12 protein-coding genes are annotated in these 14178 nt (G+C 65.9%); 9 read left to right on the forward strand and 3 right to left on the reverse strand.

What is annotated here, in order from left to right; all coding sequences use genetic code 11:
- Positions 1-137 precede the first annotated feature (137 nt).
- The 4 genes from guaA to tadA all read left to right on the forward strand — a co-directional run bounded on the left by guaA (position 138) and on the right by tadA (position 4802).
- Positions 138-1718 carry a glutamine-hydrolyzing GMP synthase gene (gene guaA, locus GCU53_RS18500; protein ID WP_152388899.1) on the forward strand — a complete coding sequence of 527 codons (1581 nt, stop codon included), beginning with the start codon at positions 138-140 and terminating at the stop codon, positions 1716-1718.
- 506 nt (positions 1719-2224) lie between these two features.
- Positions 2225-2593: a 2Fe-2S iron-sulfur cluster-binding protein gene (locus GCU53_RS18505; RefSeq protein WP_152388900.1), complete on the forward strand. Its 369-nt coding sequence runs from the start codon at positions 2225-2227 to the stop codon at positions 2591-2593.
- Between the two features lie 310 nt (positions 2594-2903).
- Entirely contained in the window at positions 2904-4274 is a 1371-nt protein-coding gene (locus GCU53_RS18510; RefSeq protein ID WP_152388901.1) for a multicopper oxidase family protein, read from the forward strand.
- A 51-nt stretch (positions 4275-4325) separates the two neighbouring features.
- A complete protein-coding gene (gene tadA / locus GCU53_RS18515) occupies positions 4326-4802 on the forward strand; it encodes a tRNA adenosine(34) deaminase TadA (protein WP_152388902.1) in 477 nt (158 codons plus the stop codon).
- 13 nt (positions 4803-4815) lie between these two features.
- On the opposite strand, the gene mltF is transcribed toward tadA, so the two are convergent.
- Positions 4816-6285, reverse strand: a complete 1470-nt coding sequence (gene mltF, locus GCU53_RS18520) for a membrane-bound lytic murein transglycosylase MltF (RefSeq protein ID WP_152388903.1) — start codon at positions 6283-6285, stop codon at positions 4816-4818.
- A gap of 163 nt (positions 6286-6448) precedes the next feature.
- Here mltF and purL point away from each other — a divergent pair, with 163 nt between their 5' ends.
- Both purL and cutA read left to right on the forward strand, forming a co-directional pair.
- Positions 6449-10345: a phosphoribosylformylglycinamidine synthase gene (purL, locus tag GCU53_RS18525; RefSeq protein ID WP_152388904.1), complete on the forward strand. Its 3897-nt coding sequence runs from the start codon at positions 6449-6451 to the stop codon at positions 10343-10345.
- 112 nt (positions 10346-10457) lie between these two features.
- Positions 10458-10775: a divalent cation tolerance protein CutA gene (cutA, locus tag GCU53_RS18530; RefSeq protein WP_152388905.1), complete on the forward strand. Its 318-nt coding sequence runs from the start codon at positions 10458-10460 to the stop codon at positions 10773-10775.
- Between the two features lie 67 nt (positions 10776-10842).
- On the opposite strand, the gene GCU53_RS18535 is transcribed toward cutA, so the two are convergent.
- Both GCU53_RS18535 and GCU53_RS18540 read right to left on the reverse strand, forming a co-directional pair.
- Entirely contained in the window at positions 10843-11349 is a 507-nt protein-coding gene (locus GCU53_RS18535; protein WP_152388906.1) for a L,D-transpeptidase family protein, read from the reverse strand.
- 13 nt (positions 11350-11362) lie between these two features.
- Positions 11363-11938: an NUDIX hydrolase gene (locus tag GCU53_RS18540; RefSeq protein ID WP_152388907.1), complete on the reverse strand. Its 576-nt coding sequence runs from the start codon at positions 11936-11938 to the stop codon at positions 11363-11365.
- Between the two features lie 112 nt (positions 11939-12050).
- On the opposite strand from GCU53_RS18540, the gene GCU53_RS18545 reads away from it, so the two are divergent.
- The 3 genes from GCU53_RS18545 (at position 12051) to purT (ending at position 14151) form a co-directional block, all read left to right on the forward strand.
- Positions 12051-12653: a CoA pyrophosphatase gene (locus GCU53_RS18545; protein WP_152388908.1), complete on the forward strand. Its 603-nt coding sequence runs from the start codon at positions 12051-12053 to the stop codon at positions 12651-12653.
- A gap of 67 nt (positions 12654-12720) precedes the next feature.
- Positions 12721-12909 (forward strand): DUF1289 domain-containing protein, encoded by a 189-nt coding sequence (locus GCU53_RS18550; protein ID WP_152388909.1) that lies wholly within the window; start codon positions 12721-12723, stop codon positions 12907-12909.
- Between the two features lie 60 nt (positions 12910-12969).
- Positions 12970-14151, forward strand: a complete 1182-nt coding sequence (gene purT, locus GCU53_RS18555; RefSeq protein WP_152388910.1) for a formate-dependent phosphoribosylglycinamide formyltransferase — start codon at positions 12970-12972, stop codon at positions 14149-14151.
- The last annotated feature ends 27 nt before the right edge of the window (positions 14152-14178 follow it).

Here is a 14178-nt window from a genome sequence, read left to right on the forward strand (position 1 = left end):
CGCCTCTTTCCGCCTTGCCTGACCTGCGCTCGCGACGCGGCAAATCGATTTTCAAGAACTGAAGACACGGGGCTGCTGCTGTTGTGAGAAACGCGGCAGCCCCGTGTCGTTTGTGAATTCCGCCAAGAGAGATGGCCATGGCCCACCAAGACATCCACGCCCACCGGATCCTGATCCTGGATTTCGGCTCCCAGTACACCCAACTGATCGCCCGCCGGGTGCGCGAGATCGGCGTCTATTGCGAACTGCACCCGTTCGACATGAGCAACGAGGACATCCGCGCCTTCGCCCCGCGCGGCATCATCCTCGCCGGCGGGCCGGAGTCGGTGCACGAGGCCGACAGCCCGCGCGCGCCGCAGGCGGTGTTCGACCTGGGCGTGCCGGTTCTGGGCATCTGCTACGGCATGCAGACCATGGCCGAACAGCTCGGCGGCAAGGTGCAGGGCTCGGACCTGCGTGAGTTCGGCTATGCCCGGGTCGACGTGGTCGGCAAGGCGCGCCTGCTCGACGGCATCGAGGACCACGTGGACGACGACGGCGTGCTCGGCCTCGACGTGTGGATGAGCCATGGCGACAAGGTCACCGAGATTCCCCCGGGCTTCCACGTGCTCGCCAGCACCCCGAGCTGCCCGATCGCCGCCATGGCCGACGACAAGCGCTGCTACTACGGCGTGCAGTTCCACCCGGAGGTGACCCACACCAAGCAGGGCCTGCGCATCCTTTCCCGCTTCGTGCGCGAGATCTGCGGCTGTGAGGCGCTGTGGACCCCATCCAACATCGTCGAGGACGCCATCGCCCAGGTGCGCGCCCAGGTCGGCGGCGCCAACGTGTTGCTCGGCCTCTCCGGCGGCGTCGACTCCTCGGTGGTCGCCGCGCTCTTGCACCGCGCCATCGGCGACCGGCTGACCTGCGTGTTCGTCGACAACGGCCTGCTGCGCCTGCACGAGGGCGACCAGGTAATGGCCATGTTCGCCGAGAACATGGGCGTCAAGGTGATCCGCGCCGACGCCGAGGCGCAGTTTCTCGCCAACCTGGCCGGCGTGGCCGATCCGGAGCAGAAGCGCAAGATCATCGGCCGCACCTTCATCGAGGTGTTCGATGCCGAGGCGGCCAAGCTCGAAGGCATCAAGTTCCTCGCCCAGGGCACCATCTACCCCGACGTGATCGAGTCGGCCGGCGCCAAGACCGGCAAGGCCCACGTGATCAAGTCCCACCACAACGTCGGCGGCCTGCCCGAGGAGATGAACCTCAAGCTGGTCGAGCCGCTGCGCGAACTGTTCAAGGACGAGGTGCGCAAGATCGGCCTGGAGCTGGGCCTGCCCTACGACATGGTCTATCGCCACCCGTTCCCCGGTCCGGGCCTCGGTGTGCGGATCCTCGGCGAGGTGAAGAAGGAATACGCGGATCTGCTGCGTCGCGCCGATCACATCTTCATCGAGGAGCTGCGCAAGGCCGACTGGTACCACAAGACCAGCCAGGCGTTCGTGGTGTTCCAGCCGGTGAAATCGGTCGGTGTGGTCGGCGACGGCCGCCGCTACGCCTGGGTGGTCGCCCTGCGCGCGGTGGAAACCGTCGACTTCATGACCGCCCGCTGGGCGCATCTGCCCTACGAACTGCTGGAGAAGGTCTCCAACCGCATCATCAACGAAATCGACGGCATCTCCCGCGTCACCTACGACGTGTCGAGCAAGCCGCCGGCCACCATCGAGTGGGAGTGAGGCGCCGGCCCGTACGCTCGGCGTCCGTCATCGCGCTTCCCCGCCTGCTGTCTGCTGCCGATGCCCCCTCCGGGCGTCGGCAGCGTCCTTTCCGGACGTTCCCTTTCCATAGCTCCTTCCGCTTCGGGCAAGTTGTGCTGCCTTCCTCGTCCATGCCCTCCGCAGCGCGGAACTATGCTGTGCGGCATGAAGTTGTTATTCGCATTTGAGAAATCAGTGCAAGTAAGAAGCATATGAAAGTTCCGGCGAGACAGCCGTGAAAGTTATTTAGATACTTTGCTAATGATTTGCATGGAAACTTTTTTGAAAAATTTCCATGATTAAAATCATTGTGCTGGCGGATTTCTATAAGTACTATCGTCCTCACGGTCCTTGAGGATAAAGGGCTGTCTCTACAGTGATTTACAACTTTCGCAAGTTGCTATTCAGTGTTGCCGCGCCTCCGCGATTAATGTGGCGGATGCACGTGAGTTGGTCTGGTAATTAATTACGGAAAGGATTTTTGTATGGCTACGATTTATTTCTCTTCGCCGCTCATGCCGCATAACAAGAAAGTCGAAGCAGTCGCCGGCAAGCGTTCCACGCTGCTGGGCGTTGCTCAGGAAAACGGCATCAAGATTCCTTTCGAGTGCCAGGATGGCAACTGCGGTTCCTGTCTGGTCAAGATCACCCACCTCGATGGCGAGCGTATCAAGGGCATGATGCTGACCGACAAGGAGCGGAACGTGCTCAAGTCCGTCGGCAAGCTGCCGAAGTCCGAAGAGGAGCGCGCCGCCGTGCGCGACCTGCCGCCGACCTACCGTCTGGCCTGCCAGACCATCGTCACCGACGAAGACCTGCTGGTCGAGTTCACCGGGGAGCCGGGCGGCGCCTGATCGCCCCGGTCTTCGCCAGAAACCCCATGGCCGTTGCGGTCATGGGGTTTTGCATTTCTGGAAGGCCGATGGCCGTCGTTCTGCCACCTTCTGTCTTTCCTGTCGGCCTTGCCGTGCCTTGTGCATCCTTCCGCGCTCATCGCGCGTCCGACTGGTTGTTGGGGCTTTCGGGCACGACGGGAGAGTGGTTGATGCAGTGTTGGTCGATCTCGATGGATAATGAGAAAATATTTCATCCATGGCGCGAATACCGCGCCCACGATCGACCGCCCGACAATGGCTGTGTCCTGCCGGGCAGGAGACTGATTTCATGAGCTTTACCCGCAGACAGATCCTTGCCGGCCTGGCCGGCGCCTCCGTGCTCGGTCTGGGGGCCGGCGGCGCGCGCTACTGGCTGGGGCGGCCGGAGGAGGCGAAAACCCACGACTACGAGCTCATCGCCGCGCCGCTGGACATGGAGCTGGTGCCGGGGCACAGGACCTCGGTCTGGGCCTATGGCGGCCAGGCGCCGGGGCTGGAGTTGCGGGCGCGGCAGGGCGATTGGCTGCGGGTGCGCTTCGTCAACCGCCTGCCCGAGCCGAGCACCATCCACTGGCACGGTGTCCGTCTGCCGCTGGAAATGGACGGCGTGCCCTATGTGTCGCAACTGCCGGTGCTGCCGGGCGAGTATTTCGACTACCGCTTCCGGGTGCCGGACGCCGGCAGCTTCTGGTACCACCCGCACACCGCCAGCGGCGAGCAGCTCGGCCGCGGGCTGGTCGGCCCGCTGATCGTCGAGGAGCGCGAGCCGACGGGTTTCCGGCATGAGCGCACCTTGAGCCTGAAGAGCTGGCATGTGGACGGGCAGGGCGTCTTCGCCGAGTTCAGCGTGCCGCGCGAGGCGGCCCGCGGCGGTACGCCGGGGCGACTGACCACGGTCAACGGCGAGGCGGCGCCGACCCTGGAGCTGCCCGCCGGGCAGATCGTGCGCCTGCGCATCCTCAACCTCGACAATACCCTGACCTATCGCCTCAACCTGCCGGATGCCGAGGCGCGCATCTACGCGCTGGATGGCAACCCCGTCACGCCGCGCCCGCTGGGCAAGGAGTACTGGTTGGGCCCGGGGATGCGCATCGAGCTGGGTCTCAGGGTGCCGGCGGCCGGGGTGGAGCTGCCCTTGCGCAACGGCCCGCTGCGCCTGGCCACCCTGAAGAGCGTGGACGGCGACGGGGCGTCCGGCGACTGGCCGGCCGCGCTGCCGGCCAATCCCGTCCCGGAACCCGATCTGGCCGCTGCAGAGAGCCTGCGCTTCAACTTCGAGTGGGCCGGCGCCCTGTCGACGAACATGGAGCAGGGCGGGGCCTTCAAGTTCTGGCAGATCAACGGCCAGGCCTGGGATATCAACGACAAGAGCTGCGCCGAGCGGCCCATCGTCACCCTGCGGCAGGGGCGCAGCTACATCTTCGAGCTGCGCAACGTCAGCCAGTACCAGCACCCCATCCATCTGCACGGCATGACCTTCAAGGTGCTGGACTCCAACCGCCGGAAGATCGACCCGTACTTCACCGACACCTATCTTTTGGGGCGCAACGAAACCGCACGGGTCGCGCTGGTGGCGGACAATCCGGGGATATGGATGTTCCACTGCCATGTCGTCGACCACATGGAGACGGGGCTGATGGCGGCGATCAAGGTGACCTGAGCGGCTCCGGCCGCTGGCGCCAGGCGAATTTCCCACCCGCACGACGAGCGAATGAAAAGACCGCAGATCATCGACCGCAGCCACGACGAGCGTTTCATGCGCGAAGCGCTGGTCCTGGCTGCCGAAGGAGCCGAACTGGGCGAGGTGCCGGTAGGGGCCGTGCTGGCGCAGGGCGACGAGATCGTCGGGCGCGGCTTCAATTGCCCGATTTCCCGCCGCGACCCCAGCGCCCATGCCGAGATGGTGGCGATCCGCGCCGCCGCCGCCGCGCTGGACAACTACCGGCTGCCCGGCAGCACCCTGTACGTGACGCTGGAGCCCTGCAGCATGTGCGCCGGGCTGATCGTCCATGCGCGCATCGCCCGGGTGGTATTCGGTGCCTGCGAGCCGCGTGCCGGCGTGGCGGTCAGCCGCGGCAGCTTCTTCGCCCAGGATTTTCTCAATCACCGGGTGCTGGTCGAGGGCGGGTTGCTGGAGGAGGAGTGCGGGGCGATCCTCAGGGCCTTCTTCAAGGCACGGCGCGGCTGAGGCCGGCGGGGGACTACAGCTGCGGCTTCGCGGCCGGCGGCTCGCCCTTCGGCAGGCCGGGCACGTGCAGGCCGCTTTCGGCGATGCGCGAGCCTTCCATCTGCGGCTGGGTCACCCAGGTGAGGATGTCGTAGTAGCGGCGGATGTTGGCCACGAAATGCACCGGCTCGCCGCCGCGGGCATAGCCGTAGCGGGTCTTGCTGTACCACTTCTTCTCGGCGAGACGCGGCAGGATTTTCTTCACATCCAGCCACTTGTTCGGGTTCAGGCCCGCGGCCTTGGTCAGCTTGCGGGCATCGTCCAGGTGGCCGCTGCCGACGTTGTAGGCGGCCAGGGCGAACCAGCTGCGGTCGGGCTCCTGAATGCTGTCCGGCAGGCTCTGGTAGACGTGGACGAAGTATTTGGCGCCGCCATGGATGCTCTGCCGGGGGTCCAGGCGGTTGGCCACGCCCATGGCTTCCGCAGTCCGCTGGGTGAGCATCATCAGGCCGCGGACCCCGGTCTTGGAGGTGGCGCTGGGCTGCCAGTGGGACTCCTGGTAGCCGATGGCGGCCAGCAGGCGCCAGTCGACCTCCTGCTTCTTCGCCGCCTCGCGGAAATGCTGTTCGTAGCGCGGCAGGCGCTGCTGCAGGTGCTGGGCGAAGGTGTAGGCGCCGACATAGCCGAGCACCTCGACATGTCCGTAGTAGCGCTCCTTCAGCTGCTGCAGGATGCCCTTCTTCTGGGCCTGGGCGAGGAAGGCATCGACTTTTTCCAGCAGGCTGCGGTCGCTGCCGGCGGCCACCGCCCAGCTCAGCGCGCGAGCGTCGCCCAGGTCGAAGGCGACGCGCACGTTGGGAAAGTACACCTGGTTCATCGCCAGTTCGTTGGAGTCGACCAGGGTCAGGTCGATCTGGCCTTCGTCGACCATGTGCAGCAGGTCGGCGATTTCCAGCTCGGCGGTTTCCTCGTACTTCAGTTCCGGCAGCTGCCGCTTGATCTCTTCCAACTGGTCGGCATGGCTGCTGCCCTTGAGGACCAGGATGCGCTTGCCGACCAGATCCTGCGGGCGGGTGGGGCGGCGCTGGCCATTGCGGTAGACGACCTGGGGGGTGACCTCCATGTAGGGGCGGGAGAACAGCGCCAGGTGGCTGTGGGCCGCGCTGGGGATCAGGCCGGGCGTGGCCAGCTCGGGGCCGTTGGGCTGGTTGAGCTGGACGAAGATGGCGTCGAGGTTGTCCGCGGTCTCGATCTGCAGGTTGACGCCCAGGTCATCGGCGAAGCGCTTGACCAGTTCGTATTCGAAGCCGGTTTCGCCGTTGCGGTCCTGGAAGTAGGTGGCCGGGCTGTTGCGGGTGACGACCCGCAGCACGCCTTCCTCCTGCACGCGTTGAAGGGTCGACGGCCGGGGAGACTCGCTGCAACCCATGAGCATCAGGAAAAGTAAGGTCGGCAACAGCCGGCGGTGGGCGCGGCGCCCGCGGAGCGCGGTTCGGTCGGTCATCGGCGTAGTATACGCAATTCGACAGGCGAGTGGCGCGGCCGTCGGCGTGCTGCCAGGGGCAGACCTGCCGGCTGGTGCGGCCGGCAGGGCGTCCTTAGCGTCCGACGGCTCCATGGAGTAGAATGAGCGGCTTCCAAGCTCCCCCTTCGAGGCTGTTCCGACGATGTTGATCCTGCGCGGCGCTCCCGCCCTTTCCGCCTTCCGTCATGGCAAGCTGCTCGCTCAGTTGACCCAGAAGGTCCCCGCCGTCAGCGGACTGTATGCCGAGTTTGCCCACTTCGCCGAGGTGAGCGCAGTCCTTTCCGGCGACGAGGAGAAGCTGCTGGCCCGTCTGCTCGAGTACGGGCCCAGCGTGCCGGTGCAGGAGCCCGTCGGCCGGCTGTTCCTGGTCCTGCCGCGCTTCGGCACTATCTCGCCCTGGTCGAGCAAGGCCACCGACATCGCCCGCAACTGCGGCCTGGCCAGGGTCGAGCGCCTCGAGCGCGGCATCGCCTACTACGTCGCCGGCGAACTGTCCGAGGCCGATGCCCAGGTCGTTGCCGCGACGCTGCACGACCGCATGACCCAACTGGTGGTGGACAGCCTGGAGCAGGCGGCCGGCCTGTTCAGCCACGCCCAGCCCAAGCCGCTGAGCGTGGTCGACGTGCTCGGGGGCGGGCGGGCGGCCCTGGAACGGGCCAACGTCGAGCTGGGTCTGGCCCTGGCCGAGGATGAAATCGATTATCTGCTCAAGAGCTTTACAGAGTTGGGGCGCAATCCCCACGACGTCGAGCTGATGATGTTCGCCCAGGCCAACTCGGAGCACTGTCGGCACAAGATCTTCAACGCCAGCTGGGAGATCGACGGACAGGCGCAGGAGAAGTCCTTGTTCGGCATGATCAAGAACACCTACGAGCTGCACCGCGAAGGCGTGCTCTCCGCCTACAAGGACAACGCCGCAGTGATCGAGGGCTTCACCGCCGGGCGCTATTTCCCCGACCCCGGAACCCGTCAGTACGGCGCCAGCCAGGAGCCGGTGCATATCCTGATGAAGGTGGAGACCCACAACCACCCGACCGCCATCGCCCCCTTCCCCGGCGCCTCCACCGGCTCCGGCGGCGAGATCCGCGACGAGGGCGCCACCGGCCGCGGCGCCAAGCCCAAGGCCGGCCTGACCGGCTTCAGCGTTTCCAACCTGAACATCCCCGGCTTCGAGCAGCCCTGGGAAGAGCCCTACGGCAAGCCCGAGCGCATCGTCAGCGCCCTGGATATCATGATCGAGGGTCCACTGGGCGGCGCGGCGTTCAACAACGAATTCGGCCGTCCGGCGCTGACCGGCTACTTCCGCACCTTCGAGCAGAAGGTCGGCAGCCCGCGCGGCGAAGAAGTGCGCGGCTACCACAAGCCGATCATGCTCGCCGGCGGTATGGGCAACATCCGTGCCGAGCACGTGCAGAAGGGCGAGATCTCGGTCGGCGCCAAGCTGATCGTGCTCGGCGGCCCGGCCATGCTGATCGGTCTGGGCGGCGGCGCGGCCTCCTCGATGGCGACCGGCGCCAGCTCGGCGGACCTGGACTTCGCCTCGGTGCAGCGCGACAACCCGGAAATGGAGCGCCGCTGCCAGGAGGTCATCGACCGCTGCTGGCAGCTGGGCGAGGCCAACCCGATCAAGTTCATCCACGACGTCGGCGCCGGCGGCCTGTCCAATGCCTTTCCCGAGCTGATCAACGACGGCGGCCGGGGCGGGCGCTTTGAACTGCGCAACGTGCCCAACGCCGAGCCGGGCATGAGCCCGCTGGAAATCTGGTGCAACGAGTCCCAGGAGCGCTACGTCCTGTCTGTCGACGCGGCCGACTTCGAGCGTTTCAAGGCCATCTGCGAGCGCGAGCGCTGCCCCTTCGCGGTGGTCGGCGAGGCCACCGAGGAGCGCCGGCTGACGGTGAGCGACAGCCACTTCGCCAACGATGCCGTGGACATGCCGCTCGAGGTGCTGCTCGGCAAGCCGCCGCGCATGCACCGCAGCGTCGGCCGCGAGGCCGGGCAGGGCGACGATTTCGCCGCCGGTGGGCTGGACATCGGCGAGGCGGTGTCCCGCGTGCTGCGCCATCCGGCAGTGGCCAGCAAGAGCTTCCTGATCACCATCGGCGACCGTTCGATCACCGGCCTGGTGGCCCGCGACCAGATGGTCGGCCCCTGGCAGGTGCCGGTGGCCGACTGCGCGGTGACCGCCACCAGCTTCGACGTCTATACCGGCGAGGCCATGGCGATGGGCGAGCGCACCCCGCTGGCCTTGCTGGATGCCCCGGCCTCCGGGCGCATGGCCATCGGCGAGACCCTCACCAACCTGGCGGCGGCAGGCATCGGGAAAATCTCCGACATCAAGCTGTCGGCCAACTGGATGGCCGCCGCCGGCCATCCGGGCGAGGACGCCCGCCTGTACGACACCGTGAAAGCGGTCGGCATGGAGCTGTGCCCGGCGCTCGGCATCACCATTCCGGTGGGCAAGGACTCCATGTCGATGAAGACCCGCTGGCAGGAGGTGGGCGAGGACAAGAGCGTCACCGCGCCGCTGTCGCTGATCGTCTCCGGCTTCGCGCCGGTCCAGGACGTGCGCCGCACCCTGACTCCGCAGCTGCGCCTTGACAAGGGCGAGACCGACTTGGTCCTGATCGACCTGGGGCGCGGCCGCAACCGCCTGGGGGGCTCCATCCTCGCTCAGGTGTACGGCAAGCTCGGTCGCGAGGTGCCGGATGTCGACGACGCCGAGGACCTCAAGGCCTTCTTCGCGGTGATCCAGGGGCTGAATGCCGACGGCCATCTGCTGGCCTACCACGACCGCTCCGATGGCGGCCTGCTTGCCACCGTACTGGAGATGGCCTTCGCCGGCCACTGCGGTCTGGACCTCTACCTCGACGGCCTGGCCGACGGTCGCGACGGGCTGGCCGGCGTGCTGTTCAGCGAGGAGCTGGGGGCGGTGATCCAGGTGCGCCAGGACGCCACGCCGGAGGTGCTGGCGCAGTTCAGTGCCGCCGGTCTGGGCGACTGCGTGGCGGTGATCGGCCGGCCGATCAATGGTGCCGAGGTGGCCGTCAGCTTCAACGGCGAGCCGGTGTTCGCCGCCGAGCGCCGCGTGCTGCAACGCCAGTGGAGCGAGACCAGCTACCACATCCAGCGCCTGCGCGACAACGCCGACTGTGCCGATCAGGAGTTCGACGCCATTCTCGAGGAAGACAACCCCGGATTGTCGGTGAAGCTCTCCTTCGATGTGGATCAGGACATCGCTGCGCCCTATATCAAGCGGGGCGTGCGTCCGCAGGTGGCGATCCTCCGCGAGCAGGGCGTCAACGGCCAGGTGGAGATGGCGGCGCCCTTCGACCGTGCCGGCTTCGCCGCGATCGACGTGCACATGAGCGACATCCTCGCCGGGCGCGTCGATCTCGCCGAATTCAAGGGGCTGGCGGCCTGCGGCGGCTTCTCCTATGGCGATGTGCTCGGCGCCGGCGAGGGTTGGGCCAAGTCGATCCTGTTCAACGGCCGTGCCCGCGACGCCTTCCAGGCCTTCTTCGAGCGCAAGGACAGCTTCGCTCTCGGCGTGTGCAACGGCTGCCAGATGATGTCCAACCTTCACGAGCTGATTCCCGGCACCGAGTTCTGGCCGCACTTCGTGCGCAACCGTTCGGAGCAGTTTGAGGCGCGAGTGGCCATGGTGCAGGTGCAGGAGTCGGCCTCGATCTTCCTGCAGGGAATGGCCGGTTCGCGTCTGCCGATCGCCATCGCCCATGGCGAGGGGCATGCCGAGTTCGAGAGCGAGGAGGCCTTGCTCGAGGCCGACCTGTCCGGCTGCGTGGCACTGCGCTTCGTCGACAACCACGGCAAGGTCACCGAGCGCTACCCGGCCAACCCCAACGGCTCGCCGCGGGGGATCACCGGGCTGTCCAGCCGTGACGGCCGCGTGACCATCATGATGCCGCACCCGGAGCGGGTGTTCCGTGCCGTGCAGAACTCCTGGCGGCCGGATGCATGGCAGGAGGATGCCGGCTGGCTGCGGATGTTCCGCAATGCCCGGGTCTGGGTGGACTGACGGCGGGGATGCGTTTTCCTGGGGCGCCGGATCGTCGGGCGCTCCTCCATTACCGGGGAACAGGGGGCAGGCTGCTGTAGTGCCCGAACCTGCCCGCCTTAGGGGAATTCCGATGTACAAGCTGTGCTTTTACGTACCGGAGAGTCACGTGGAAACGGTCAAGGAAGCCGTGTTCGCCGCCGGAGGCGGGCGCATCGGGGCTTACGACAGTTGCTGCTGGCAGGTCCTGGGGCGAGGGCAGTATCGCCCGCTGGAGGGCAGCCAGCCCTATCTGGGGCAGGCCGGCAAGCTGGAGCAGGTGGCGGAGTGGAAAGTGGAGATGGTGGTCGCCGACGAGCGTATCCATGATGCCGTCAAGGCGCTGAAGCAGGCCCATCCTTACGAGACGCCGGCCTTCGAGGTCTGGCGGCTGTCCGACATGCAGTTCTGACTCCGCTCCGGCAAGAACAGGAAAAGCCCCGCCCCGTCGATGACGGCCGGGGCTTTTTCTGCGTGAGTCAGGGGCGGATCTCGATCAGGGTGCCGTCCTTGACCAGGCTCCAGACCTCGCGCATGTCGTCGTTGCGCATGGCGATGCAGCCTTCGGTCCAGTCCAGCCCGTGGAAGTACCATTCGGGATAGGTTTCATCCAGCGGCGTGCCATGGAGCATGATCATGCTGCCGGGTGGTACGCCCTCGGCACGGGCCCTGGCCAGGTCGCGGATGTTGGGGTAGGAGATGTGCATGGACAGGTTGTATTTGTCGCTGGTCTTGCGCCAGTCGAGCCAGTAGAGGCCTTCCGGGGTGCGCTGGTCGCCTTCGCGCTGCTTGGGCCCCTTGGGCTGCTTGCCCAGGGAAATCCGGTAAGACTTGAGCGGTTGGCCCCGACTGAGCAACATGAGCTTGCGTTCGGACTTCACCACCAGCACCTTGTCGACGATCGACTGTGCTTCTCCGGTCGTGGGAACGCTGGCCTGCGAGAGGCCGGCAACGAACAGGCAAAGGGATGCAAGCAACCAGCGCATCGAAAGTTCCATATCAGCGATCAAAGTTGTTCCAAGGGGTTCGTCGGGAGAGTGCAATCAAGGGCGCGAGGGGCTCGTTGCGCACCGGGTAGAGCTGGCGAACCCTGTCTTCGAAAAAATATTCTAGGGTATGACCGACGGTCGGAAAAGCCAGCTCCGGCCAGGGAATCTCGGCTTCATGAAACAGCCCTACTTCGAGGCTTTCCTCGCCGGCGGCAAAGTTCGTGTCGACCAGGCGGGCGCGGAAGAATACATGCACCTGATGGATATGTGGCAGATCGAACAGGGTATACAACTCGAGTCCTTCCACGCGCACGCAGGCTTCCTCCAGGGTTTCCCGGACTGCCGCCTGTTCCATGGTTTCGTTGTTCTCCATGAACCCGCCGGGCAGCGTCCAGAAGCCGCGGCGTGGCTCGATGGCGCGCCGGCACAGCAGCACCTGTCCACGCCAGAGCGGCAGACAGCCGGCGACTATCTTGGGGTTCTGGTAATGCACGGTGCTGCAAGACGAGCAGACGAAACGCGGGCGGTAGTCGCCGCTGGGGGTCTGCCAGCTCACCGGGCTGCCACATTGGCTGCAGAATTTCATGGGTCTTCCCGAAGGTTCGTTGTCGGCCGGTTGCCGCTGGTAGGGCAAGGGTTGGGCCGGTTGTGTGGTTCGTGTCATGATGTTTCTCATGGAGTAAAGATAGAGAATGGCGATGCAGGAAGATCTACTCCGGCGCGTGCGCAACTATTCGCCTCGCCCCCTGAATACCGGCGGGCGTTTTGCCGAGGCGGCGGTGCTGATGCCGATCACCCGCAGCGACGAGCCCGAACTGGTGCTGACCCTGCGTGCCAGCGGCCTGTCCACCCATGGTGGCGAAGTGGCCTTTCCCGGAGGGCGCCGTGACCCCGAAGATCTCGATCTGGTGCATACCGCCCTGCGCGAAGCGGAGGAGGAGGTCGGCCTGCCGCCAGGGCTGGTCGAGGTGGTGGGGCCGCTCAGTCCGCTGGTGTCGCGTCACGGCATCCAGGTGACGCCCTACGTGGCGCTGGTGCCCGATTATGTCGAATACCGGCCCAACGACGGCGAGATCGCTGCGGTCTTCTCCGTGCCTCTGGCGTTCTTCTGCGAGGACCCTCGGGAAACCACCCATCGCATCGACCACCAGGGGCGCAGCCAGTACGTACCCTGTTACCGCTACGGCCCGTACAAGATCTGGGGACTGACGGCGATGATGGTGGTCGAGCTGGTGAACCTGCTGTTCGATGCCGGAATCGAGACCGAGCAACAGCCGGCGAGCTTCGTCGAATTGGGCTGAGGATCATGACGATAGGCTTGCCGTCACCGCGTGCCGGCAGTGCGCAAAGGCTTGCGGTGGAAGATCGATGAGCGAAGAACGGCCCGTCCCTTCGCCCTGCGTACAGTTGTGCGCCCTGGATGAAGACGATGTCTGCCTCGCCTGCCAGCGTACGGTGGATGAAATCAGGCGCTGGCGACGATTGGACAATTCCGAACGCCGCCAGATATTGGCATTGTGTGCCGAACGGGCCCGCGCCAAGGGCCTGCTCTCATAGGTTGCGTCCGTTCTCGCCCACTGGTGCGGGCAAGGCGCGCGCATGTTGAAGGAAACCCCCATGTCCCGTATTGGAACTCCGCTGTCGCCGAGTGCGACCCGTGTATTGCTGTGTGGCTCAGGCGAGCTGGGCAAGGAGGTGGTGATCGAACTGCAGCGCTTCGGTGTGGAAGTGATCGCCGTGGATCGCTATGCCGATGCGCCGGCCATGCAGGTCGCCCACCGCAGCCATGTGCTCAACATGCTCGATGGCGCCGCCCTGCGCGCCGTGATCGAGCAGGAGCAGCCGCACTACATCGTGCCGGAAATCGAGGCCATCGCCACGGCGACCCTGGTCGAACTGGAAAGCGAAGGCTTCACGGTGATTCCCAGCGCGCGTGCTGCCCACCTGACCATGAATCGTGAGGGTATCCGCCGTCTGGCGGCCGAGGAGCTGGGCTTGCCGACCTCGCCCTACCGTTTCGCCGACAGCTTCGAGGAGTGCCGTGCGGCGGCGGAAGCGCTCGGCTTCCCTTGCGTGGTCAAGCCGATCATGAGCTCCTCCGGCAAGGGCCAGAGCCTGGTGAGGGGGCCGGAACAGCTGCAGGCGGCCTGGGATTACGCCCAGGAAGGCGGACGGGCCGGCAAGGGGAGGGTGATCGTCGAGGGGTTCATCGATTTCGATTACGAGATCACTCTGCTCACCGTGCGCCATGCGGGAGGAACCACCTTCTGCGCACCTATCGGCCACCGTCAGGAGAAGGGCGACTACCAGGAGTCCTGGCAGCCGCAGGCGATGAGCGCCACGGCGCAGACCGAATCCGAGCGCATCGCCAGGACGGTCACCGAGGCATTGGGCGGGCGCGGACTGTTTGGTGTCGAGCTGTTCGTCAAGGGCGACCGGGTCTGGTTCAGCGAGGTCTCGCCGCGTCCCCACGATACCGGTCTGGTAACGCTGATCTCTCAGGATCTCTCCGAGTTTGCCCTGCATGCACGGGCCATTCTCGGCCTGCCGATCCCAACGATCCGCCAGCTCGGTCCGGCCGCTTCGGCGGTGATTCTGGTCGAGGGGCAGTCCCGCGAGGTGAGCTTTTCCAATCTGGGTCAGGCGCTCGCCGAACCGGATACCGCTCTGCGCCTGTTCGGCAAACCGGAGGTCGCCGGTCTGCGGCGGATGGGCGTAGCCTTGGCGCGGGATGCATCGGTGGAGGCTGCACGGCAGAAGGCGACGCGTGCCGCGCAGGCGGTCGAGGTGCAGTTGTAACGGTTCGGAGGCTGCTCGCCGGGCAGC

This window comes from Azotobacter salinestris (assembly GCF_009363155.1).
Taxonomy (GTDB): domain Bacteria; phylum Pseudomonadota; class Gammaproteobacteria; order Pseudomonadales; family Pseudomonadaceae; genus Azotobacter; species Azotobacter salinestris.

Excerpts from the sequence above, each read along its gene's own strand:
- tadA (WP_152388902.1), top strand. The coding sequence starts at position 4,326 with ATGAAAAGACCGCAGATCATCGACCGCAGCCACGACGAGCGTTTCATG.
- GCU53_RS18545 (WP_152388908.1), top strand. The coding sequence starts at position 12,051 with ATGCAGGAAGATCTACTCCGGCGCGTGCGCAACTATTCGCCTCGCCCC.
- guaA (WP_152388899.1), top strand. The coding sequence starts at position 138 with ATGGCCCACCAAGACATCCACGCCCACCGGATCCTGATCCTGGATTTC.
- cutA (WP_152388905.1), top strand. The coding sequence starts at position 10,458 with ATGTACAAGCTGTGCTTTTACGTACCGGAGAGTCACGTGGAAACGGTC.
- GCU53_RS18510 (WP_152388901.1), top strand. The coding sequence starts at position 2,904 with ATGAGCTTTACCCGCAGACAGATCCTTGCCGGCCTGGCCGGCGCCTCC.
- GCU53_RS18540 (WP_152388907.1), bottom strand. The coding sequence starts at position 11,938 with ATGAAATTCTGCAGCCAATGTGGCAGCCCGGTGAGCTGGCAGACCCCC.
- purT (WP_152388910.1), top strand. The coding sequence starts at position 12,970 with ATGTCCCGTATTGGAACTCCGCTGTCGCCGAGTGCGACCCGTGTATTG.
- purL (WP_152388904.1), top strand. The coding sequence starts at position 6,449 with ATGTTGATCCTGCGCGGCGCTCCCGCCCTTTCCGCCTTCCGTCATGGC.
- GCU53_RS18550 (WP_152388909.1), top strand. The coding sequence starts at position 12,721 with ATGAGCGAAGAACGGCCCGTCCCTTCGCCCTGCGTACAGTTGTGCGCC.
- mltF (WP_152388903.1), bottom strand. The coding sequence starts at position 6,285 with ATGACCGACCGAACCGCGCTCCGCGGGCGCCGCGCCCACCGCCGGCTG.
- GCU53_RS18535 (WP_152388906.1), bottom strand. The coding sequence starts at position 11,349 with ATGCGCTGGTTGCTTGCATCCCTTTGCCTGTTCGTTGCCGGCCTCTCG.
- GCU53_RS18505 (WP_152388900.1), top strand. The coding sequence starts at position 2,225 with ATGGCTACGATTTATTTCTCTTCGCCGCTCATGCCGCATAACAAGAAA.